Consider the following 22,461-nt stretch of genomic DNA (forward strand, 5'->3'; position numbering starts at 1 on the left):
AAAAATCATAGCTCTTTTTGAGGAAGAGCTATGATATATCTTAATCCTTTATTACTATTATTTACTTTTAAATCTCCTTGAAAACTATTTTTAATTACCAGTTTTACCATATATAATCCAGTTCCAGTTCCAGTTGCTTTAGTAGTATAGTAAGGATCAAAAAGTTTTTCTAATGTATCTATCTTAACTCCTCCTGCATTATCCTCAATAATCAAAATCGTATATGAACTTTTTGATAAAACAGTGATATTTATTTCTCTATAATCTATATCTCTATCGTTAAAAGCATCAATTGCATTATTTATAATGTTCAAAATAACTTGTTCTAACTCTGTTTCAATACCATAAACTTTTTCATCACCTACATCAATATTTAAAATTATTTTATTTACATCAAATTGATTTCCTAATAATTTAATAGAAGTATTTATTGCTTTTTTTATTTCAAAAACTCTTTTTTGTTTATTTGGATTGAAAAAATTTCTAAAATCATCTATTGTTTCACTTAAAAAATCTATCTGTTTTTTTGTATTCTTAGAGAAATCATCAATAAATTTGTCATTTATCTCATTAAATTCATAAGAATTTTTCACATCATTACAATACAAAGATAATATATTTAAAGGTTGTTTTAATTGATGTGCGATAACCCCTATCATCTCTCCCATTGTTGCCATTTTCGACTGATGAATTAAAACTCTATCTTTTGCAGCAATCTCTTCCTCATCTGATTTTCTCTTTTCAAAAATATCAATGTAAACTTTTAATTTTGAATTTAATAAAACATCATGAATTGGTTTAGTTATATATTCAACTGCTCCCAAATTATAACCTTTAGTTTTATACTCATCTTTATCATAAATGCCTGTTATAAAAATAACTGGAATATTTTTTGTTCTTTCAATATTTTTTAAATAATCAACAAATTCAAATCCATCAATTTCGGGCATTTGAACATCAGTTAATATCAAATCAATATTTTCTTTCATCAATATTTCTATACCCTCTTGGGCGCTTAATGCTGAAAAAATATTAACATCGAAACTATCTTCAATCATCATTTTTAAAGAATATATATTTTCAGGAACATCATCTACTAATAAAATATTAAATCTTTCCATATTATTTTCCTAAATAGCTTAAAATTTTTTCTAGTAATTCAGTTTGAACTAACTCTTTTTTTAAAAAATGTTCTTTATTTTCAGTTGAAGAAACAACTATAAATTTAAGATTTTTATTTCTACAATAATCTAAAAAATCATCTATTTCATTTAAGTTTTCATCATAAATAACTACCAATTCATAAATCTCACTAGAAAGAATTTCTTTAGCTTCTTCAATAAATTTGCAATAATTTAAAATAAAATCATTTTTTTTCAAATATACAGCAATTGGGAAAAAAGAACCATAATCACTATCTATTATAAGAATCTTTTCATTTTTTTGTGAAAAAGTATCTTCCTCTTTTATATCTGAATCAAAAAATACTATATCTTCAACACCATAATCTTCATCTTTTGAAGAGATAATAACCTTATCATCTGAAATATTTTTAATATTTGTTTTTTTAGGTAAAATTAACTCAAAAGTACTTCCTTTATTAAGAACACTAAAAGCCTTAATATCAGCTCCAAGTAAAAGTGCTAATTCTTTAGAAATAGCTAAACCAAGTCCTGTACCACCATATTTTCTAGTCGTACTACTATCTGCTTGTTTAAATCTTTCGAAAATATATTTTAATTTCTCTTCTGAAATTCCTATTCCTTGATCTACTACTTTTATTGTTATATCATTTGCGTTTTCTTCTAAAATTACTTCAATCATCCCTTTTTGAGTAAATTTTATTGCATTACTTAATAAATTTTTCAGAATTTGCTTTATTCTATGAGAATCTGTAAGTAAAATAATATTTTTAGATAAATTATTCGTTTTTAAAACTAGATTTTTTTCAATAACTAAAGGTTTCATCTCATTAACTAAATCTTCAATTAACTCATTTATATCTATTTTAGATAAATTAAGAGCGATTTCTCCTGCTTCAATTTTTGAAATATCTAAAATATCATTGATTAAAAGAAGTAAATCATTTCCACAATTATTTATAATTTTCATATTTTTAACTTGTTCTTCATCAAGTTTTTGATTTTTATTTTTGCTCATTATAGAAGAGATAACGATTATTGAATTTAAAGGAGTTTTAAGTTCATGACTCATATTTGCTAAAAAATCTGTTTTATACTTATCTGATTCAATCAATTTTTGTTGTTGTTCTTTTAGTTCGTTAGTTAGATGTTTTAATATTTTATTTTTATTTTTCATTCTTTGAACATTTAAACATGCATCAATACTAATGTTTAATTTAACTATTAAATCCTGAAACATAGAAGTTATATATTCAAAATTAACTTCGAAATTTTCATAAACAATAAATAAAATACCTTTATTTAAAGGTAATATCAACACTTTTCTATTTTCTAAATCAAATGTTTTTACATACTTATAATCAGTTATTTTACTCTTCAAAAACTCTTTATCATATTCAAAAGAGTTATCATAAGATAAATATTTATGTAACAAATCATCTTCATCTAATAAATAAAAAAAACCATTGATAGCATTTGTCTCTTCTACAAAAGTAGAAAGAACTTCTTTCATCATAATTTTTAAATCTAAACTATTACCAATTGAGCTATGACATTTATATGTCAAAGCCAAATGTTCCATGAACATAATATACACCTTATAGCACTTAAATAATACCTAATAGGTAAAAATAATACCATAATATTTGCTTCTTAGTAAAGTGATAAAATTTAATTTATATATATTTTTATAATTTTAGCTAACTTTAATTATTAAAAGTATATAATTCCGTCCACTTAAATTATTGGGGTATCGCCAAGCGGTAAGGCAACGGTTTTTGGTACCGTCACTCGAAGGTTCGAATCCTTCTACCCCATCCAAATTAGTTTAAGTTTTATTGTTGGTGAGGTTGGAGAGTGGTCAAATCCTGCGGACTGTAAATCCGCCGCCTCAGGCTTCGAAGGTTCGAATCCTTCTCTCACCACCACTTTTAAAAGTAAATGGTTCGATAGCTCAGTCGGTAGAGCAAAGGATTGAAAATCCTTGTGTCGACAGTTCGATTCTGTCTCGAACCACCACTTTTAAATCTTTTATACACATGTGCGAGTGTGGCGGAATAGGTAGACGCGCGGGACTTAAAATCCCGTTCCGGTTTCGGAGTGTGAGTTCGATTCTCACCATTCGCACCACTTTTAAACAATCCCTATTTTATGATGTTTCTAAATGAATATAGTTTTTTCATATAAATTCATATAGTAAAAATATTCTAATCTTAAAATTATGGTAAAAAATGCTTTATATTTATGAATAAAATCAGAAAGAAACTAATTTTATTCATTTAAATCAATACTTATTTTATAGTCTTATATTCATTTTTAAATAAGAAATCATATCTTTATTCAATAAAGACAAACCGTTTCTTTCAACTTTATCATTTTGTACAAATCTGTTTAATCTATTTAAATAATCTTCTATTTTTAACTCTAATTTTTTATCGTTTACAAGTAAAATAATTTTTGCACAACTTCTTTTTATTTCTTTTATTTGAATGTTAAAATCTTCACTATCAAGTAATAATATATCTTCTATTAATTTTGAAAATAACTCTAATTTTGTTGTTCTTGCCCATTTATTTTGTTCGATTTTCGTATTTATTTTTGTTGAAACAAAAGTATCAACTAACTTTGTAGCAACTGCTCCAACAAATGCACTTTTTGCAACTGAACTTAAAAGTGTTACATTTAGCATAAAAATCCTTATTTATTTTTTTAAATTATAAAGATAAAATACTTAATTTAGATTTAAACTGATAATTAAAATCAATATTCTTTAAGAGTTTTAATGATAATATTTCTCTTTACAAAAAGGAAGTTTATGAAAAAATCATCTTTATACGAAAAAAATATAAAAATTCACAGGAATTTATGGAAAGTATATCTTTTTTTAATCTTCTTTAGTATCGTAATCATTTCAATAAAAGGTTTTAATTAATGGAAAATAATCAAGAAGTTGCGTTTAATATTTTTCTAAAAAATTTCAAAAAAAATGTTTCAAAAATAGGTTTAAAAAACTCTATACAAAAAGATTATATTTTAAAAGTATTATATTTTTCAAAAGAACATTTAACAGCAGAAGAGATATCAAACAAAATAAGAGAAAATTATAATGTGTCAATAGGAATAGCTACAGTTTATAGAGCTATGAAATTTCTGCATGATATGAAACTTGTAAATATGTTAGATGTTGGGGGAAGTTCTATTCGATATGAATTAAGTTTGGCAGAACATCATGACCATCTAATTTGCAATAATTGCGGTGCTATTTTTGAATTTACAGATGAAATAATAGAAGAACAACAAGAAAAAGTGGCTAAAAAGAACAACTTCATTCTTAAAGAACATGTTATGACTATTTATGGACTTTGTGAAAAATGTCAATAATTTTGTGATAATAATTATTAATTTTTAATAAGTTTAAATTAATTTTCAATTAGAAAAAATGTTCATAGTGAAAGGATAGATTTTGATAAGTACAGAAGATATTATAAAAATTGCTAGTTTTTTTTCTATTATTGCTCATACACCTGGAAGATTAAGAGTTAGAGTAAATCCCAAAATCAAAGATTCAGGTGGAAATATAACAATAGCAGATATAGAAAATTTGCCAAATAAAATAGAAGGAATAATTAGTATTAAAATAAATAAAATTATTGCTTCTGTTACAATTATGTATGACCCTAAAATATTTAGTCCAAAACTTTGGGAAGATTTAATAAAAAATCAAAATATTGAAGAGTTAACACAACTAATAAATAAACTTGCAAAGGAGGTTATTTAGTTGGAAACAAATATAGATGAAGCACTATTAATGAGTGCAAGAGTAGATGAAAATAGCCAAATTCCTATAATTTCGCAGATTTTAAGAATTGCTGTTTATGATGAGTTTAAAGCCTATGAAACCTACACAAAAATAATTGAAAAATTTGGATTAGTTCAACCTTTTGTAAATATAAAAGAGGCTGAAGCTGTCCATTATGCTGCACTTATTCAACTAATGCAAAAATATAATGTTGAAGTTCCTATAAATAACTGGGCTTCTAAAATAGAAGTACCAAACACACTTATTGAGTGTTGTGAAATGGGAGTTGCAGGAGAGATTAATAATATTGCTATGTATAACAATTTATTAAGTTATGCTAATGAAGCTGATATAAAAGATGTTTTATTTAAACTTCAAGCTGCATCTTTTAATAATCACCTTCCTGCTTTTAGAAATTGTGTAATAGCTCATTATAATAATGGTGCAACAAATAATAACGTAACTCAAGAAAATATCATGGAAAAACTAGGTGAATATCAAGTTATTTTAGATGATATTATGAGTGGAAATATAGATGAAAACTCTATATCGAAAATCTTTTCAAAACTAAATCTTTCGATGGTTAGCGGTGCTGTTTTAGGTGGTGCAATAATTGCTTTATTGAACACTTATAATGCAAAACAAGAGAATGAATCAAAGGAGTAGAAAATGGCTTTACCATTTATTTTAGGAGTAGCAGTTGGTGCAGGTGCTGTAATAGCATATAAAAACAAAGAGTTACTAAAACAAAAGAGTTCAAAACTATTTGATAAGTCAAAAGATTTTGCAAATCAAACTATAAAAAAAACAAAAGATAATTTAGAAGAAAAATGTGAAGCAGAAAAAAAGGAAAATGAATGAAAGAGATAGTTATTGATACAGGAGCACCAAGAAATGTTTTGGGTCACGTTATAAGTGGTGCAATTGCAAGTGCTGTAATAAGTGGAGCAATTAATTACAAAAAAGCTCAAAGTAGACAAATCACAAAAAAAGATGCCATTAAAGATACAATAAAAAGAACTTCACAAGGTGCAATTGCAACAGGAAGTGCAATTGCAACGGCTAATTATTTAGGTCAAAAAGGTGGATTATTTAAAGCTCTAACAGCTGCAAGTATTGGAATGATGGGAATATATGCCATTGAAGTAATTGAAGAGAAACTTGATCAAAAATATTTAACAAATGAAAATTGTCATTTAGAGGAGAATATAGATGAATAATCAAAATCTACAACAAAATATACAAACAAATCAATATGATATGAATATTGAGAATAGCAGAGCAAAAACTCTTCAAACAAGTGCTAATATCAATCAAAATCCATATATCAATCAAAATATAAATCCTTTACAAACTCCTATGCAAACACCTGCTCCTGTTCAAAATGGTTTTTTTAATGGTGATTTTGTAAAAGGTGCATTAATTGGTGCAGCTGTAACTTATCTTTTAACAAATAAAAATGCTCAAGAGGGTATTTTTAAAGCTTTTGGAAAAGGAAGTGAACTTTTTAGCGCTGGAATTGAAGAGTTAAAAGAGAGATATGAAGATGCTAAAGCTCAAATGCAAAGCCATCATCAAGAATAAAAAATGAAAAATAGATTTATAAAAGTACATGAAACTCCTTTACGATTAAGGTATAAATATCTTTTATTAAAAGAGAAATTCATAGATGAAAATATTTTACAAAACTATCTTGAAAAAATAAAAGATGTTAAAAGTGTACGAATAAATAAAAAAGCTTATAGTATTGTTTTTGAAATAACAAATGATATTAGCCATGAAATTGAAGAGATTTTATCAAATCTTACAATAGAAGAGTTATTAAAATCTTGTCAAGAAGAGGAAGCTGCTGTTTGTGTTTCATGTGTTGGAAATGAAGAGCCTTCAATTGGTGGAATGATAAGAGCTAGTAGTGGATTAATTGCTGAAAGATTTGTTCAAAATGATTTATTAAAAGCTGGAATCACAACTGCTGCTTCAACTCCACTTTTAATAGAAGGAACTAAAGAGCTTTTTAAAGAAGGTCTTACTTCAAAAGTTTTAGAGAGTGCTGCTGTTGCTATTTCTATTTATAGAAAAGATTATTTAGCTGCAAACTCAACAAATGCAATGCTTGAACTTGGGGAATATATAGAAGAGACAACTGTTCATAAAAGTGATGATTTATTAAAAGAGTTAGCAAAACCAAATGTTGAAGAGGCATGGATTGAAGTAAAAGTTGATGACAAAATAACTGAAGTTTTGGTAAAAAGTGTGGATATACAAGTTGGAGATATTGTAATTGTTGGAGCTGGAAATACTATTCCTATTGATGGGCATATTATAGATGGAAGTGGAAGTGTAAATCAAGTTTCAATGACTGGAGAAGCACAACCAGTAATCAAATATAGAGGTGATAGGGTTATTTCAGGAACAATTGTTGAAGAAGGAAGATTTAGAATTTGGGCTGAACATGTGGGAGCAAATACAGCAACTCAAAGAATAAAACACTACATAGAAAACTCTTTAAATGAAAAATCGTCTGTTCAATTAAAAGCAAATAAATTAGCAAACAAATTAGTTCCTGTGACTTTAGGACTAGCTGGAGTTTCATATATATTTGCAAAAGATTTTGAAAGGGTTGCTTCAATATTACAAGCTGATTACTCATGTGCTTTAAAACTTGCAACTCCTGTTGCTTTTAAATCAACTATTTCAAAAGCTGGTCACAATGGAATTATGATAAAAGGTGCAAAATCTATCGAAGCTTTAAATAATGCTGATACTTTTGTATTTGATAAAACAGGAACTTTAACAGCTGGTGAACTAGAAGTTGTAAATGTAGAGTCTTATGATGAAAACTGGAGTGAAGATGAACTTTTAAATCTTACTGCTTCAACAGAAGAGCACTATTTTCATCCAGTTGCAGAAGCTGTTGTAAAAGCTGCTGTTCAAAGAGGTTTTGTTCATATGCACCATGAAGAAGTTGAATTTATTGTTGCCCATGGAGTAAAAACTGAAGTTGAAGGTAAAAGTGTAGTTATTGGAAGCAGACATTTTTTAGAAGATGATGAAAAAATAGATTTTACTCCTTTTAAAGATAAAATTGATGATGCCATAAAAAAAGGTAAAACTCTACTTTATGTGGGATATGATAAAAAACTTTTAGGAACAATTGAGTTAGCTGATGAATTAAGACATAACTCAAAAGAGGCTATTTTAAAATTAAAAAAATTAGGTGTTAAAAATATCATTATGTTAACAGGTGATACAAAACAAAAAGCACAAATGATAGCTTCAGAATTAGGAATAACAGATGTAAGAGCAGAACTTTTACCTCAAGATAAAGCAAAAATTGTAAAAGAGCTTATGAAAGAAGGTAAAAAAGTGGCTTTCGTAGGAGATGGAATAAATGATGCTCCTGCACTAATCTCTGCACACGTTGGAATCTCTATGAGTAGAGGTGCTGATATAGCAAAAGCAACTGCTGATATAAGTCTTTTAAAAGATGATATTATGGCTGTTGTTGAAGCAAAAGAGTATGCTTTAAAAACAATGAATTTAATAAATAATAATTTTAATGCAACGGTTGGTATAAACTCTTGTATTTTAGCAGGTGCAACATTTGGTCTATTTTCACCAATAACAACTGCTGTTTTACATAATGGAACAACTATTGGTTTATTATTAAATTCTATAAAGGGTGTAAAGCTTAAGAGATAACTATGATAATAGTTATCAGTTTTATTTAAGATTAACTAGATAAAATTCTGATAATTATTATCAAAAGGATTTCTTATGCCAATTTTATTACCATTAGCTACTGCTTTAACAGCAATTTTGACAGTTAAAACTGTAAATAAAACAGTAAAAACAATGGAAAGAAGAAAAAAAAGGAAACAAAGGTATGAAATTTGATTCAGAGCTTCAAAAAGAAGCTGCAAAAATAGGAATGACAGCAACTCTTGGTGCAACTGTTGTTACCTCAATGTTTATGAAAAATTCTGTTGCAAAAAAAGTCCACGTGGTTGCAGGTGTTGCCTTTTGTGGTTTTGCACTTTGGCATCACATGCTTTATCAACCAAAAAAATCAAAACAACTTAAACAATAGTTAAGATTCTTTATATTATGATAACGATTATCATTAATATAAAGGACTTAAGATGTCTAATAATCATCTTTTAAATAAAAACCTAAATCAGCAAATAGTTGCAAATATCTTTTCATCACTAGTAAATAGTGAAAAATGGAATATGTTATTAGAGATGTTTAGATTAAAAATCTTAGATATAAATGCAAAAGACTTCAATGGTAAAAATGCTTTATATTGGGCAATCACAAAAAATAAACTTGAAATTATAAAAGAGTTAATAGCATTAGGAATTAAAACTGAAGTTTCTCCTAATTTTTCTGCTATGAATTATGCTGTTTATTTGGATAATACAAAAGTATTAAAATGTCTAAAAAATTGTGGTTTAAACATAAATGAAATTGATGATATTAACTCTACTCCACTAATTTATGCCTTACTATATAACAAACAAAATAGTATAAAATATCTTATTGAAAATGGTGCTGATTTAGAGCATGAAGATTTTTTAGGTAATAGTGCTAAAAATTTAGCTCATTTTTTAAAAAATGATTATTTGATAAAAAAATTCCAGTAAATTTACTGGAATTTTTATTCATATCTTAAAGCATCAATAGGGTTTAATCTTGCAGCTTTTCTAGCTGGAAAATATCCAAAAAAGACACCAATTAGTGTAGAAAAAACAAATGATATTAAGATAATTTGACTATTTAAAATAAATGGTAAATCCATTATATTTACAGTTATATACCCTATTCCTAAACCCAAAAATATTCCTATTATTCCTCCAAGTGTGGCTAAAACTATAGATTCAACTAGAAACTGTAGTAACACTTCATTTTCCATAGCTCCAATAGCAAGTCTTGTTCCTATTTCTCTAGTTCGCTCTGTTACTGAAACCAACATAATATTCATTATTCCAATTCCTCCCACAAGTAAAGAAATTCCAGCAATCGAACCTAAAAGATAAGTTAGCATTTTAGTAGTTGAAGTCATAGTTGATAATAAATCTTGCATATCTCTTATATGAAAATTATCCGGCTCTTCTAGTTTTACAGCTCTTCTTTCTTGCATCAAAGAAGTTATTTCAAGCTTTGCATTTTCGATATATTTTCCATCTGTAATAGAGATTAAAATAGAAGAGATATCTTTATCTCCTTTTATTTTTTGTTGAAACATTTTAAGTGGAACAATTACTATTTCATCTTGATCATTTCCAAAAGCTGCTGCTCCTTTTGATTTTAAAACTCCAATCACATTACAACTTATATTTTTAAGTCTTATATTTACTCCAATTGGATTTTCATCACCAAAAAGTTGTTTTACAATAGTCGTTCCAATAATACAAGATGATTTTCCACTATTTTCTTCATGTTCATCAAAAACTCTTCCTTGTGTTACTTCCCAATCTTTAATTATAAAATAATCATTACTAGTTCCAATAACTGAAGCTGTATTACTTTTATTTCCATAAACAACATTCATTCTACTTGAGTTTTCAGCAGCAACTGCTTTTATATTTTGAAGTTCATTTTTTATAGCACTTATATCACCCTCTGTAAAAGGTTTTGCACTATTATCTTCTCTAGGAGGTCCTCGTCTTTCTTGTCCAACTCTAAGTGTTAGCATATTTGTTCCAAGTTTAGAGATACTTTGTTGTACATTTGCCGTTGTTCCATCACCAATCATAACCATAGCAATAACTGATGCCACTCCTATTACAATTCCAAGAATTGTAAGAAAAGACCTCAACAAATTTCTTTTTATCTCTTTTATAGCAATTAAAAAGGCATTACTTAGCATTATTTATATCCTTTTTTCAAACTATCTTCTATATGTCCATCTCTAAAATATATAACCCTTGAAGCAAAGGCTGCCATTTCTTCTTCATGAGTTACCATAATTATAGTTATATTTTCATCTTCATTTAGTTTTTTAAGTAAATTCATAATCTCCATACTTTTAATACTATCAAGATTTCCCGTTGGTTCATCTGCTAGTAATACCAAAGGATTTGAAACAATTGCTCTTGCAATTGCAACTCTTTGTTGTTGTCCACCTGAAAGTTGTGCAGGAGTATTATAAATCACACTTTGAAGCCCTACTTTAGTAAGTGCTTCAATTGCCATCTCTTTTCTTTGTTTTGAAGGAATTTTTCTATAAACAAGTGGTAGTTCTACATTTTCTAAAGCACTTGTTCTTCCTAAAAGATTAAAACTTTGAAAAACAAATCCTAAAAAATTTCTTCGCAAAAGTGCCATTTGATTTCTATTTAAATTTTCAACATTAATTCCATTAAATAAATATTCGCCACTACTTGGTTTATCCAAGCATCCAATCATATTCATAGCTGTTGATTTTCCACTTCCACTAGCTCCCATAATAGCTACAAACTCACCCTCTTTTATGGATAAATCAACTCCATTTAAAGCGTAAGTTTTTGCATCTCCTGTTCCATAAGTTTTAACTATATTTTTGAATTCAATAATAGTTTTGCTATTTTGCATTATCGCTCTTTTGTGACATTATTACTTCATCATCAACTTTTAAATCTTTTGATTCAACTGTTGTTGATTTTCCATCTGTTTCTAAAACTTTTACCATTACATGTTTTGGTTGATTATTGTCTAAAATAAATATAGGTGAAAACTCTCTTTTACCCATTTCTTTAGGTGTTCGTTCACCCATTGGTCTTCTTGGACCTTGAACTAAATTTATAGTATTTGCTTTTTGTTCAGTTTGAACTTTTGGTTTAAATCTTAATGCACTATTTGGAATAATCAATTTATCAATACTTTGTTTAGTTATAATTTGTGCAGTTGCTGTCATCCCTGGTCTTAAAAGCAACTCTTCATTAGAAACACCAACTACTGTTTCATAAGTTACCACTCCATTTACAGTTATTGGATTAAGTCTAACTTGTTTGATTTTTCCTTTAAATGTTCTATTAGGATAAGCATCAACACTAAAAGTAACATCTAAATCTTTTTTAATATCAGCAACATCAGATTCATCAATACTAACTATTAAGTCCATTTGTGTTAAATCTTTTGCTAAAGTGAAAAGTTTTGGTGCATTCATAGATGCAGCAAGTGTTTGTCCAACTTCAACAGCTCTATTTAAAACTATTCCATTTATTGATGACCTAACATAGGCTTTATCAAGATTTTGTTTTGCTGTATTTAAATTAAAAGATGATTGCTCTACTTTTGCTCTTGCAGCTTCTAGTGATGAAACTGCTGCTTCATATGCAAATCTTGTAGAATCAAGTTCATTTATAGATGGATATTTCCCACCTGAACTATTGTACATTTTTAAAGTTCTATCATAAACTGATTTTTTATTTCTTAGATTTACTTCACTCTCTTTTAAATTAGCATTTGCAATTGCTAATGCTGCTGTTTGTCCATCAACTTCTGATTGTAATTTTCTTGTATCTAATGTGGCTAAAAGTTGTCCTACTTTTACTTCATCATTAAAATCTACAAAAATCTCTTTTATAGTTCCTGATACTTCAACTCCTATTTCTACACTATTTGTAGGATTGATGGTTCCTGTAGCACTAACAACCACAGATAAATCTCCACGTGTTACTTTCTTTGTATTAAATGATACTACTTGCTCTTTTTTTGATTGATTATTTACAAAATAGTAATATCCTACACCTATTAAAAGTAATAGAATAAGAACTATAAAAAAATATTTTTTCTTTGAAGTTTTATTTGAATAATTTTCTAATTCATTCTTTAAATTTGTATCCATTAAATATTTGCCTTTGTTTTAAAATATATTTTTGTGTATTGAAGTTTTCTATTTATGTCATTTATTTGTAAATCATATTGATTAATTTTTTGAGTATTTTGTAAAATTTCCAAGTCATAATCAGCACTCATACCAGCAGCATTTGAGCTTTGATTTGCAGTAATTAAATCTTCATATAATTTTAAATTCTCAGATATAGTTTTTTCATACTCATCATAACTATTTATTTGAGTTAAAATCTGTTCATATTCATACTCTAATTCATTTTGCATATCTTTAACATTTACTTTTTGTTTTAAAACTTCAAGTTTTGATTTTTCAAGTTTTGAATCTTTTGTAATATCAAAAATAGGCATTGTCATATTTAAACTAACCGAACCTGTTTGTCTATCATCTTCATTTTGGTTATTTCTATAATTAGCATTTGTATTTAAAGTAACTTTTGGTAAATATGTACTTTTTAATTGTTTATAACTTGTATCAAGTAATTCAACTTTAGAGTTTTCATATCTGATATTTAAATTATCTTTTAAAAATTTCTCTTTATCTACAACTTCAAAATCAATTATCTCTATTTGATTTGATTTTAAACTTGTATATTTTGATAACTCATACTCTTTTTCTTTCAATGAGTTTTTCAAAGAGATATTCTCTTTTTGTTGATTATTTTTTGACATAATTGCGTTATTAAGTTCTATAATATCAACTCTTCCAGCTTCATATTGAATTCTTTTTAAAATAAGTTCTATATCCTTATTTTTTAATGAATAATCACTTTGTTCTATTTGAAGTTTTAATTTTTTGATTGCTAACAAAGTTTCATATATAGCTTGAATAAGTGCAATATTTTGATTTTCCCAAGCTATTAAATCTGATTTTAGTTGTTTTCTTGCGTATTCTATACTATATTCAATTCCACCTGATTCAAATATACTTTGAGAAAAACTAAGTCCTAAACTTCTTGTCATATCTCCTGTTGTATTATATGTAAAGTCGTGCTCTTTCCCTAAAGAAGAATTTAGATTTATTTTTCCAATCCATTCATCTTTTGATGCTTCATACTTTTTTTCTATTATTTCTTTATCAATTTTTCTTAACTCTTTTTTATCCTCTTGCAAAAGTTCTAACTCATTTGCAAACATTAAAGAACAAAGAATTGGCAAAATAACAATCTTTCTCAAAGATTCTCCTTTTTTTCAATTGTGCGAATTTTATACGATAATTTTTAATGATTTTTTAACAAAATGTTAATTTTATATTTCAATTAAGATAATTATTATCAATATTGTATTAGAATCCCACTTAATAAAAATAAAAAAGGAATTTATTATGAACGATATGGATATTGAAACTCTTAAGCATATGGTAGATTATGGAGTAATAGGACTTCTTATTTTTATGAGTTTTATAGCTGTTTGGTTTTTTATAGAAAGGGTAATTTTTTATAAAAGAATTAACATAAGAAATTATAAAAACAAAAAACAACTTGATGTTGCATTAACAAAACATCTAACAATCATAGGAACAATAGCTTCAAATTCACCATATATTGGATTGCTTGGAACGGTGTTGGCTATTATGCTTACTTTTATGACTATGGGAAGTGGAGATATTGATGCAGCAAAAATTATGAGTTCGTTAGCACTTGCTTTAAAAGCAACTGCAGTTGGTTTAGTAGTGGCAATTATTTCTATGGTATTTTATAATATTTTAGGAAGATACGCAGAAGTATTGGAGAGTCATTATGAAACTGAAGAAATATGATTCAATAAATGTAATTCCATTTATTGATGTATTACTTGTACTTTTAGCAATAGTTTTATTAACTTCTACTTTTATTACAAGAGGGATTATTCCTATTTCTTTACCTAATGCTTCAAATGCTGATCAATTAAAACCTGATAAAGAAATAATTTTAGTAATACAAGAAAATGGCGAATTACTATTTGAAGATAGAGTTGAAACTTTGGAAAATATAGAAAAATTGGTATTAGAATCATCTAAAGAGACACCAATTCATATAAATACAGATAAAAATACAAAGTTTGAATCTTTTGTAGAGGTTCTTGATATGTTAAAAAAGAATCATTACACTAATGTATCAATAGTGACAAAAAAATGAGTAAACAAACAAAACACAGATATTTCAATTCGTTTTTTATAACAACATTCATATATTTAGTTGCTTCTTTTTTCTTATTTTATGTTTTTGCAGACACTTTAATAGTAGAAGAAAAAAAACAAGATGAAGTTAAAACTATATCTTTACAACATGTGGCATTAATGGAAAAACCAACACCTGTACAAGAAGTAGAACCAGAACCGATTGTAGAGCCTGTAGTTGAAACACCTAAGCCTATTAAGAAAAAAGTTGAAAAACCAAAAAAACATCATAAAAAAGAGAAAAAGCCTATAAAAAAACCTATTGATAAGCCAGTTGAAAAAGTAGTAGAACAAATACAAGAAATAACTGCTCCTATTCAAGAGTCAAAAGTAGTTGAAAAAACAGAAACTCTTCCAATTTCAAAACCAACTTTAAGCGCAAATGAAAAAGAAAATTTAGAGTCAGAATACTTATCTAAAATAAGATTTCATATAGAAAAGAATAAGGTTTATCCAAAGGTTGCTAAAAGATTAAAACAAACTGGAAAAGTTCATGTAAAATTTGTTATTTCGAAAAATGGTGAAATAAAGCACTATAAAGTTCATAAAAATTCACCTTTTGAAAATCTTGATAAAGCAGCTTTAGAAATTTTAGAAAAAATTGCTAAGTTTGAGCCAATTCCTGAGAAATTAGATAAAGATTCATGGGAAATTACAGTACCTATCGTTTATCAAATAGCTAGAAATTAAATAATGGGATAAACTCCCATTATTTTAATCTTTTAATAAACCTCTTAAAAACTCAACTGTAAATCTAACACCTGTTCCACTTGCTCCATGAGGATTATAACCCCAAGCTTTTTCAACAAATGCAGGACCAGCTATATCAAAATGAATCCATTTATTTTTATTTTCTTCATAAATAAAATTATCTAAAAACATTCCAGCTGTAATTGCTCCACCATATCTTGTATTTGCGATATTACAAACATCAGCTATTTCTGATTTTATAGCTTTTCTTAAAAATCTATTAAAATCTAAAGCTGTTGCATACTCACCTGAATTTAAAGCACTTACTACTGCTTCTTTTTTCAAAATTTCATTATTTCCCATAACACCTGTTGTATATTCACCAACACCAACCACACAAGCACCTGTAAGTGTTGCATAATCAAAAATATAATCAATATCTTTTATCTCATCTTGAGCATAACATAAACAATCAGCAAGAACCAATCTTCCCTCAGCATCTGTATTTCTTACTTCAATTGTTTTACCATTTTTTGCTTTTAAAATATCATCAGGTTTATAAGCATTTCCACCTATCATATTTTCAACAGCACCTACAATTCCATGAACTTCAAAAGGAAGTTCAAGTTTAGCAATTGCCCACATTGTAGAAAGAACAGCACAACCACCTGATTTATCTGCTTTCATTGTAACCATAAAATCAGCAGGTTTTAATGATAAACCTCCTGAATCATAAGTTAATCCTTTCCCAACCAAAACAATTTTAGCTTTTGCATTTTTAGGTTTATAAGATAAATGAATTAGTTTTGATTCATGAATTGAAGCTCTTCCCACACTATGCATTGCCATCATATTATTTTTTTCTAAATATTTTTCACCATAAACTTCACAAGAAATATCCACATCTTTTGCTAACTCTTGAGCAATATTAGCCATAACTTCTGGATAAAAATCAGCAGGCGCTGTATTTACCATATTTCTTGCTTTATTTACAGCTTTAGCAATAATTTTTGAATCATTTAAAATCTTTTCTAAACTACTATTTTTTTCTTCAACTATTAGGTCTAATTCAATCTTTCTTTTCTCTTTTTCTGACTTATAATCAGTAAATTTGTACTCACCTAAAATAGCACCTTCAACTAAAGCTTTAAAATTATCTTTTAACTCTTGATTTAAAACAATATTTGCACTTTTGAATTTAGTTGTTTGAAGTTTTTTAATTGCTGTTGCTATCGCTATTGCTATACAATCATAATTATCTTTTTCATATCCAACATAAATTTTTTTAGATTCAGCTAATAAAACACAAGCTTCATCTTTTGCTTTAAAATCAAGAATTTCTAATAACTCTTTATCTTGAGTTAAAGAATCAAGTTCTTTAACAAATATAATTTCAACTTCTGATTTTAATTTATCATTTTTCTCTAAAATATTAATTTTCATCTTTTATCCTTTTTTCTACTTTTTTTGTAGCTTTATTAAAATAATATATTATACTTCCACCAAAAATCACAGCTATTGGAATAGCTAGATACCAATGTTCTTTTGCCCAATGTAAAAGTTCTAAAATTTCATTCCCAAAATACCAAACAGGAACGATAGTAATAGCAGCCCAACACCAAGCACTTATTAAATTTATAAATGCAAACATCCTTGCATCATATCTAGTAAGACCTATTGAAATAGGAATAATTGTTCTCATTCCATACATATATCTTTGTACAAAAATAATCGGCCAACCATGTTTTTTCAATAGAAGATGAGCTAATGCAAACTTTCTTCTTTGCCCTTTAAACTTTCTATGAACAGAAGCTTTATTAAATCTTCCTATATAAAAATATACCTGATCCCCAGCAAATCCTCCAAGACCAGCTACAAAAATAGCTAAATATAGATTCATATCTCCTGTATGAGACAGTAATCCAGCCATTACAAGACCTGCTTCACCTTCAAGCATTCCCCATGCAAAAAGTATTATATAACCATATTTTTTAAGTAAATATACAAATTTTTCATCAAAGCCCTCAACCGGAGCCATATATAAATTGTATGCTAAAAATGAAAAAAATAAAATAACACTTACAGCAAAAATCTTCCCTGAATAAGGCTGTATTTTTCTAAAAAGTTCTTTCACTTTTTTCCTTACTATTCAAAATTTAATAAACTCTTTGCTTGTATCATATCTTTATCACCACGACCTGATAAATTTACAATAACTAATTTTCCTTCTAATTTCTTTTTTGCTTTTTTCAAATAAGCAATTGCATGTGCTGATTCAAAAGCTGGAATAATTCCTTCTTTTCGACTCAACCATACAAAGGCATCTAAAGCTTCTTTATCTGTAATTGAATCATAAGAAACTGTTTTATTATCTTTATGAAAAGAGTGTTCTGGCCCAATTCCTGGATAATCAAGTCCTGCACTAAAAGAGTGAGCTTCAATTACTTGTCCATCTTCATCTTGAAGTAAATATGAACATTGTCCATGTAAAATACCTGGAGTTCCCTTTTCTAAAGAACAACCATGCTTATCAGTATCAAGACCTAATCCACCAGCTTCAATTCCAACACATGTAACTTCTTTATCTTCCAAAAAATGTGAAAACATACCAATAGCATTTGATCCACCACCAATACAAGCAACAACATAATCAGGAAGTCTTCCCTCTTTTTCTAAAATTTGTTTTCTTGATTCATAACCAATAACAGCTTGAAAATCTCGAACCATCATAGGATATGGATGAGGACCTGCAACTGTTCCAATTATATAAAATGTATCTCTAGCATTTGTAACCCAATATCTAATTGCATCATTCATAGCATCTTTCAATGTTTTACTTCCACTTTCAACCGCAACTACTTTTGCACCTAAAAGTTTCATTCTAAATACATTTAACTCTTGTCTGTCAACATCTTTTGCACCCATAAAAATAGTACATTCTAAACCCATAAGTGCAGCAATTGTTGCTGTTGCAACACCATGTTGTCCTGCACCTGTTTCAGCAATAACCTTTGTTTTTCCCATTTTTTTTGCAAGTAAACCTTGTGCAATTACATTGTTTACTTTATGAGCTCCGGTATGATTTAAATCTTCTCTTTTTAAATATACTTTTGCACCAATCTCTTCACTTATATTTTTAGCATGATATAGTGGATTTTCTCGACCTACATAATCTTTTAGTAAAGCATTAACTTCAGCCCAGAATTCTTTATCAAATCTATATTTTTTATATTCTATTTCTAATTCTTTTAAAATTGGCATTAATGTTTCAGGTACATATTGACCTCCAAAAATACCAAATTGACCCTTTTCATCTGGATCAAAAACACTTGGTTTTGGGATATAATTACTCATTCATTTTCTCTTTTTATTAAATTTCTAATACAGAATAAACAGGTGAAATTTTACTTAACTTTTTTGCACCTTCTAAAATTTGGATATTCATTAAAAAACACATTTCAACTAAATTTACATCCAATTTTTTAATTAAAGTAGCAGCTGCATAGGCTGTTCCACCACTTACTATAATATCATCTATTAAAAGTACATTCACATTTTTTTGATTATTAAAAGCATCTAGGTGAAGTTCTACTTCATCAAATCCATATTCTAACTCATATTTTTCACACACAGTTGTACTAGGAAGTTTTCCTTTTTTTCTTACAGGTACAAAACCTATTCCTAATCTATCAGCAAGTGCCGCTCCAAAAATAAAACCACGAGAATCGATTCCTGCTATATAATCTAAATTATAAGATTTATATCTATCTTCTAAATGGTTCATCAAAAGTTTAAATGCCTCTTTATTATTCAATAAAGTTGTGATATCTTTAAATACAATCCCTGGTTTTGGAAAATCATTTATACTTCTAATGGTATCTAATAATATTTTTTTACTATCTTCATTTAATACTTTATTTTCAACCAAACTACATCCTTTTATCTTTTTCTTGTGAAAAGTCAATTATTTTAGCCAAATAATTATTATGATTTTATGATAAGTTTTAAATATTTAAGAATATTATAAATATAATAAATTATATTATTAATGGAGTATTTATGAAACTATTATTACTTTTTTTTATTAGTATTTATTTAAATGCTTTAGATATTCAAAAAGCAAAAATTTATGAAGAAAATAAACAAAATATTAAAAATTGGTACATGAGTGAAAAATTGGATGGAATCAGAGCTTATTGGAATGGAAAAGAGTTTTTAAGTAAAAATGGAAATAAACTTTATGCTCCTCTTTGGTTTACTAAAGATTTTCCTCCTTTTGAGCTTGATGGAGAATTATGGACGAAAAGAAATGATTTCGAAACTATACAAAATATAGTTTTAGATAAAACTCCCTCTAAAGAATGGGAAAAAATAACTTATAATATTTTTGAAGTACCAAATACAAAAGGAATTTTTTCAAAAAGATTAGAAAAAATTGAATCTTACCTAAAAGAAAAACCAAATAAATATTTAAAAGTTATTCCACAAATTATTTGTAAAGATGAAACTCATTTAAGTGAATATTTAAATGAACTATTACAAAAAAAAGCTGAAGGAATAATCTTAAAAAATCCAAATATGGAATATGAAAAAGGAAGAACTAATAATTTATTAAAAGTAAAAACTTTTTTTGATGATGAAGCCACTGTAATAGGACATAATTTTAATAAAGAGAAGAAATTTAAAAGCTTAATTTTAAAATTAAAAAATGGGATTATTTTTAATCTAGGAGGAGGCTTTTCAGATAAACAAAGAGAAAGTCCACCAAAAATTGGTGAAATAGTCTCTTTTAAATATTATGGCTTTACTAAAAATGGTAAACCTAAATTTGCTTCTTTTTTAAGAATTAGAAAAAATGAATAGTCTTCTAATAAAGCTCATAACTTTTAGTAACTAATCCTGAATCTCTTATTTTTTTACAAATAGTTGTTTCTTTTGTTGTATCAACTATCAATTCTATAGATTTGATTCCATTTGTAGTTTTTACTTCTAATGACAAACAAGAATTTTTATCACTCATTTTCAAATCTTCAATTGTCCAATTTGAACTATTTAAATTCATTGTATCAGTAAGTTTATCAATTTTTTGATTAAGTAAATAATAACTTTGAATTGAGTTTATAGCAGTATTTATATCTCTTTTTATAGTTGAAACTAAAGCACTATCTTTAGCATCAAGATATTTAGGAACAGCAAAAGAAGCAATAATTCCTAATATAACTATTGCAAAAATCAATTCTAACAAAGAAAAACCATTTTTCATAAAGAATCCTTTACATAATAATATAAAAGATTATATTTTGTTAATTCTTAAAATAATATAATTTATTATTTATAAAATATCTGGAATATCTATATTTGTCTCTTTTTCAATATCTGCAATATTCTCAAAAATTACTTCTATTGGAGCAGCGCTATTTTCATTTTCTTTATCGACAAATCTTGTAAGAGCTTTTTGGAAATCAAGTTTTACTGTTCCTATTGGACCATTTCTTTGTTTTCCTATAATAACTTCTGCTTCTTCAACTGGTTTATTTATGAACTTAGATTTATAATCTTCACCCTTATCTTTTGCTTCTTTCTCTTTTTTTGCTTCTTCTCTTTCTTTATAAACATCATCTCTATAAACAAACATGATAATATCAGCATCTTGCTCAATAGCTCCAGATTCCCTTAAATCACTTAACATTGGTCTTTTATCTGGTCTATTTTCAAGTCCCCTATTTAGCTGAGAAAGAGCAATAATAGGAATTTTCATCTCCCTTGCAAGCATTTTTAAACCTCTTGAAATATCAGAAACCTCTTGGTGTCTGTCTTTATTTCCTGTTCCTTGCATAAGTTGAAGATAATCGATGATTACAAGTCTTATATTATTTGCTTCATTTTGAGCTAATTTTCTCACCCTTGCTCGAAGTTGATTGATATTTATACTTCCACCATCATCAACAAAAAGTTTTTTTGAATTTAAATCATCAAATGCTTTAGTTAAATTTGACCATTGAGAATCATCCATATCACCTTTTCTAAGATTTTGTAATGGAATAGATGTTTTTGCAGCTAACATCCTAAGCATAAGTTGTTCTGCTGGCATCTCTAGAGAGAAAAAGATAACTCCACTTCCTCTTTCCACATTTTTTAAAGCCATATTAAGTACGAGTGCAGTTTTTCCCATCGCTGGACGTGCAGCGATAATTATCAAATCTCCTTCGTTAAAACCAGTCGTTCTTCTATCTAGTGCCTCAAAACCTGTTGTTTCACCAATAAGATGCTTATTTCCAAGTTTTTTCATTTTTTCAATATATGAAAGAGTATCACTTGTGATAGTATTCATATCTTTTAATTCAGAAGTTGCACTATCTGTTGAGATTTTATAAAGTTCACCTTGAATAGTATCAAGTGCCTCATTTGCACTAACTTCCTCTTCAATAGCTACTTTTTTTATAGTTGTTGCAAGTGAGGCTAATTCTCTTTTTACTGCACCATCTTTTATTTCTCGTACATAAGCTAAAGTATTTGTAATTGGATTTGCAGAAAGAATTTCAAGTAATATAGAGTCATCAACATCTTTTGAATCAAGTCTTTTTCTTATAAACTCTTCATCAATTGGCATATCATCATTATGAAGTTTTACCATTACTTCAAAGATTTTTTTGTGAGCAGGAAGATAAAAATCTTTAGGTTTTAAGACTCCTAAAACATCTTCTAACTCTTCAGGGTTAAATAAAATAGAACTTAATACAGCCCTTTCAATATTTATACTATAAACACTATCCATTCATTCTCCGATTTTTTAAGGAAACGATTGTATCTAAAAGTTAATTAGTGCTTTATAAATA

The 22,461-nt window shown here is 27.3% G+C and carries 26 protein-coding genes and 4 tRNA genes; 17 read left to right on the forward strand and 13 right to left on the reverse strand.

All coding sequences use genetic code 11. The features are described 5' to 3' along the window. Positions 1-5: 5 nt before the first annotated feature. Positions 6-1,121, reverse strand: coding sequence for a hybrid sensor histidine kinase/response regulator (locus tag AAQM_RS08680; RefSeq protein WP_129095917.1), 1,116 nt, complete (start codon positions 1,119-1,121; stop codon positions 6-8). A gap of 1 nt (position 1,122) precedes the next feature. Further along, positions 1,123-2,730 carry a sensor histidine kinase gene (locus AAQM_RS08685; protein WP_129095916.1) on the reverse strand — a complete coding sequence of 536 codons (1,608 nt, stop codon included), beginning with the start codon at positions 2,728-2,730 and terminating at the stop codon, positions 1,123-1,125. A gap of 158 nt (positions 2,731-2,888) precedes the next feature. Between AAQM_RS08685 and AAQM_RS08690 the strand changes: the two genes are divergently transcribed. From AAQM_RS08690 to AAQM_RS08705, 4 genes are all read left to right on the forward strand, one after another. Then, a tRNA-Gln gene (locus AAQM_RS08690) sits at positions 2,889-2,963 on the forward strand. A 22-nt stretch (positions 2,964-2,985) separates the two neighbouring features. Then, a tRNA-Tyr gene (locus AAQM_RS08695) sits at positions 2,986-3,070 on the forward strand. A gap of 15 nt (positions 3,071-3,085) precedes the next feature. Further along, a tRNA-Phe gene (locus AAQM_RS08700) sits at positions 3,086-3,161 on the forward strand. Between the two features lie 24 nt (positions 3,162-3,185). Continuing rightward, positions 3,186-3,272 (forward strand) — tRNA-Leu (locus AAQM_RS08705). 166 nt (positions 3,273-3,438) lie between these two features. On the opposite strand, the gene AAQM_RS08710 is transcribed toward AAQM_RS08705, so the two are convergent. Further along, complete coding sequence (locus AAQM_RS08710; RefSeq protein ID WP_129095915.1) at positions 3,439-3,831, reverse strand: hypothetical protein; 393 nt, start codon at positions 3,829-3,831, stop codon at positions 3,439-3,441. Between the two features lie 242 nt (positions 3,832-4,073). On the opposite strand from AAQM_RS08710, the gene AAQM_RS08715 reads away from it, so the two are divergent. From AAQM_RS08715 to AAQM_RS08755, 9 genes are all read left to right on the forward strand, one after another. Beyond that, positions 4,074-4,523 (forward strand): Fur family transcriptional regulator, encoded by a 450-nt coding sequence (locus tag AAQM_RS08715; RefSeq protein WP_129095914.1) that lies wholly within the window; start codon positions 4,074-4,076, stop codon positions 4,521-4,523. A gap of 82 nt (positions 4,524-4,605) precedes the next feature. Next, positions 4,606-4,920, forward strand: a complete 315-nt coding sequence (locus AAQM_RS08720; RefSeq protein WP_129095913.1) for a hypothetical protein — start codon at positions 4,606-4,608, stop codon at positions 4,918-4,920. Continuing rightward, the gene (locus tag AAQM_RS08725) at positions 4,921-5,607 is read left to right on the forward strand and encodes a ferritin-like domain-containing protein (RefSeq protein ID WP_129095912.1); all 687 of its coding nucleotides are present in this window, start codon (positions 4,921-4,923) and stop codon (positions 5,605-5,607) included. A gap of 3 nt (positions 5,608-5,610) precedes the next feature. Then, positions 5,611-5,802, forward strand: coding sequence for a hypothetical protein (locus AAQM_RS08730; protein WP_129095911.1), 192 nt, complete (start codon positions 5,611-5,613; stop codon positions 5,800-5,802). Then, positions 5,799-6,161, forward strand: coding sequence for a magnetosome protein MamC family protein (locus AAQM_RS08735; RefSeq protein WP_128986792.1), 363 nt, complete (start codon positions 5,799-5,801; stop codon positions 6,159-6,161). The genes AAQM_RS08730 and AAQM_RS08735 overlap by 4 nt, the downstream gene beginning before the upstream one ends. Next, positions 6,154-6,525, forward strand: a complete 372-nt coding sequence (locus tag AAQM_RS08740; RefSeq protein ID WP_129095910.1) for a YtxH domain-containing protein — start codon at positions 6,154-6,156, stop codon at positions 6,523-6,525. The genes AAQM_RS08735 and AAQM_RS08740 overlap by 8 nt, the downstream gene beginning before the upstream one ends. A gap of 3 nt (positions 6,526-6,528) precedes the next feature. Then, the gene (locus AAQM_RS08745; protein WP_129095909.1) at positions 6,529-8,643 is read left to right on the forward strand and encodes a heavy metal translocating P-type ATPase; all 2,115 of its coding nucleotides are present in this window, start codon (positions 6,529-6,531) and stop codon (positions 8,641-8,643) included. A 184-nt stretch (positions 8,644-8,827) separates the two neighbouring features. Next, positions 8,828-9,031 carry a hypothetical protein gene (locus AAQM_RS08750; RefSeq protein ID WP_129095908.1) on the forward strand — a complete coding sequence of 68 codons (204 nt, stop codon included), beginning with the start codon at positions 8,828-8,830 and terminating at the stop codon, positions 9,029-9,031. 52 nt (positions 9,032-9,083) lie between these two features. Further along, positions 9,084-9,587 (forward strand): ankyrin repeat domain-containing protein, encoded by a 504-nt coding sequence (locus tag AAQM_RS08755; protein WP_129095907.1) that lies wholly within the window; start codon positions 9,084-9,086, stop codon positions 9,585-9,587. A gap of 14 nt (positions 9,588-9,601) precedes the next feature. Here AAQM_RS08755 and AAQM_RS08760 read toward each other — a convergent pair whose 3' ends face one another. Genes AAQM_RS08760 through AAQM_RS08775 form a run of 4 tightly spaced genes read right to left on the reverse strand, consistent with a single transcriptional unit; the run spans position 9,602 to position 13,953 of the window. Next, positions 9,602-10,813, reverse strand: a complete 1,212-nt coding sequence (locus AAQM_RS08760; protein WP_129095906.1) for an ABC transporter permease — start codon at positions 10,811-10,813, stop codon at positions 9,602-9,604. Next, entirely contained in the window at positions 10,813-11,517 is a 705-nt protein-coding gene (locus tag AAQM_RS08765; protein ID WP_171920699.1) for an ABC transporter ATP-binding protein, read from the reverse strand. The genes AAQM_RS08760 and AAQM_RS08765 overlap by 1 nt, the downstream gene beginning before the upstream one ends. Continuing rightward, on the reverse strand, positions 11,507-12,772 hold the full coding sequence (locus AAQM_RS08770) for an efflux RND transporter periplasmic adaptor subunit (RefSeq protein WP_129095904.1): 1,266 nt from the start codon (positions 12,770-12,772) through the stop codon (positions 11,507-11,509). Before AAQM_RS08770 ends, AAQM_RS08765 begins: the two co-directional genes overlap by 11 nt. Next, on the reverse strand, positions 12,772-13,953 hold the full coding sequence (locus AAQM_RS08775) for a TolC family protein (protein WP_129095903.1): 1,182 nt from the start codon (positions 13,951-13,953) through the stop codon (positions 12,772-12,774). Before AAQM_RS08775 ends, AAQM_RS08770 begins: the two co-directional genes overlap by 1 nt. A 157-nt stretch (positions 13,954-14,110) precedes the next feature. Here AAQM_RS08775 and exbB point away from each other — a divergent pair, with 157 nt between their 5' ends. Genes exbB through AAQM_RS08790 form a run of 3 tightly spaced genes read left to right on the forward strand, consistent with a single transcriptional unit; the run spans position 14,111 to position 15,625 of the window. Then, the gene (exbB, locus tag AAQM_RS08780; RefSeq protein ID WP_129095965.1) at positions 14,111-14,536 is read left to right on the forward strand and encodes a TonB-system energizer ExbB; all 426 of its coding nucleotides are present in this window, start codon (positions 14,111-14,113) and stop codon (positions 14,534-14,536) included. Next, positions 14,517-14,894, forward strand: a complete 378-nt coding sequence (locus tag AAQM_RS08785; RefSeq protein WP_128986784.1) for a biopolymer transporter ExbD — start codon at positions 14,517-14,519, stop codon at positions 14,892-14,894. The genes exbB and AAQM_RS08785 overlap by 20 nt, the downstream gene beginning before the upstream one ends. Next, positions 14,891-15,625: an energy transducer TonB gene (locus AAQM_RS08790; protein WP_129095902.1), complete on the forward strand. Its 735-nt coding sequence runs from the start codon at positions 14,891-14,893 to the stop codon at positions 15,623-15,625. Before AAQM_RS08785 ends, AAQM_RS08790 begins: the two co-directional genes overlap by 4 nt. A gap of 24 nt (positions 15,626-15,649) precedes the next feature. Here AAQM_RS08790 and AAQM_RS08795 read toward each other — a convergent pair whose 3' ends face one another. From AAQM_RS08795 to AAQM_RS08810, 4 genes are read right to left on the reverse strand one after another with little or no spacing between them, the layout of a single operon-like run. Further along, positions 15,650-17,068: a leucyl aminopeptidase gene (locus tag AAQM_RS08795; protein ID WP_129095901.1), complete on the reverse strand. Its 1,419-nt coding sequence runs from the start codon at positions 17,066-17,068 to the stop codon at positions 15,650-15,652. Beyond that, entirely contained in the window at positions 17,058-17,759 is a 702-nt protein-coding gene (locus tag AAQM_RS08800; protein ID WP_171920700.1) for a DedA family protein, read from the reverse strand. Before AAQM_RS08800 ends, AAQM_RS08795 begins: the two co-directional genes overlap by 11 nt. 11 nt (positions 17,760-17,770) lie before the next feature. Then, positions 17,771-18,979 carry a tryptophan synthase subunit beta gene (gene trpB, locus AAQM_RS08805; protein ID WP_129095900.1) on the reverse strand — a complete coding sequence of 403 codons (1,209 nt, stop codon included), beginning with the start codon at positions 18,977-18,979 and terminating at the stop codon, positions 17,771-17,773. A 16-nt stretch (positions 18,980-18,995) separates the two neighbouring features. Beyond that, the gene (locus tag AAQM_RS08810) at positions 18,996-19,553 is read right to left on the reverse strand and encodes an adenine phosphoribosyltransferase (RefSeq protein ID WP_129095899.1); all 558 of its coding nucleotides are present in this window, start codon (positions 19,551-19,553) and stop codon (positions 18,996-18,998) included. A gap of 131 nt (positions 19,554-19,684) precedes the next feature. On the opposite strand from AAQM_RS08810, the gene AAQM_RS08815 reads away from it, so the two are divergent. Further along, positions 19,685-20,488 carry a DNA ligase gene (locus AAQM_RS08815; protein WP_129095898.1) on the forward strand — a complete coding sequence of 268 codons (804 nt, stop codon included), beginning with the start codon at positions 19,685-19,687 and terminating at the stop codon, positions 20,486-20,488. Between the two features lie 4 nt (positions 20,489-20,492). On the opposite strand, the gene AAQM_RS08820 is transcribed toward AAQM_RS08815, so the two are convergent. Together AAQM_RS08820 and AAQM_RS08825 are read right to left on the reverse strand one after the other, a co-directional pair. Next, positions 20,493-20,888 (reverse strand): type II secretion system protein, encoded by a 396-nt coding sequence (locus AAQM_RS08820; RefSeq protein ID WP_129095897.1) that lies wholly within the window; start codon positions 20,886-20,888, stop codon positions 20,493-20,495. Positions 20,889-20,957: 69 nt separating this feature from the next. Then, entirely contained in the window at positions 20,958-22,400 is a 1,443-nt protein-coding gene (locus AAQM_RS08825; RefSeq protein ID WP_129095896.1) for a replicative DNA helicase, read from the reverse strand. Positions 22,401-22,461 lie beyond the last annotated feature (61 nt).

Source organism: Arcobacter aquimarinus (genome assembly GCF_013177635.1).
Lineage (GTDB): Bacteria > Campylobacterota > Campylobacteria > Campylobacterales > Arcobacteraceae > Aliarcobacter > Aliarcobacter aquimarinus.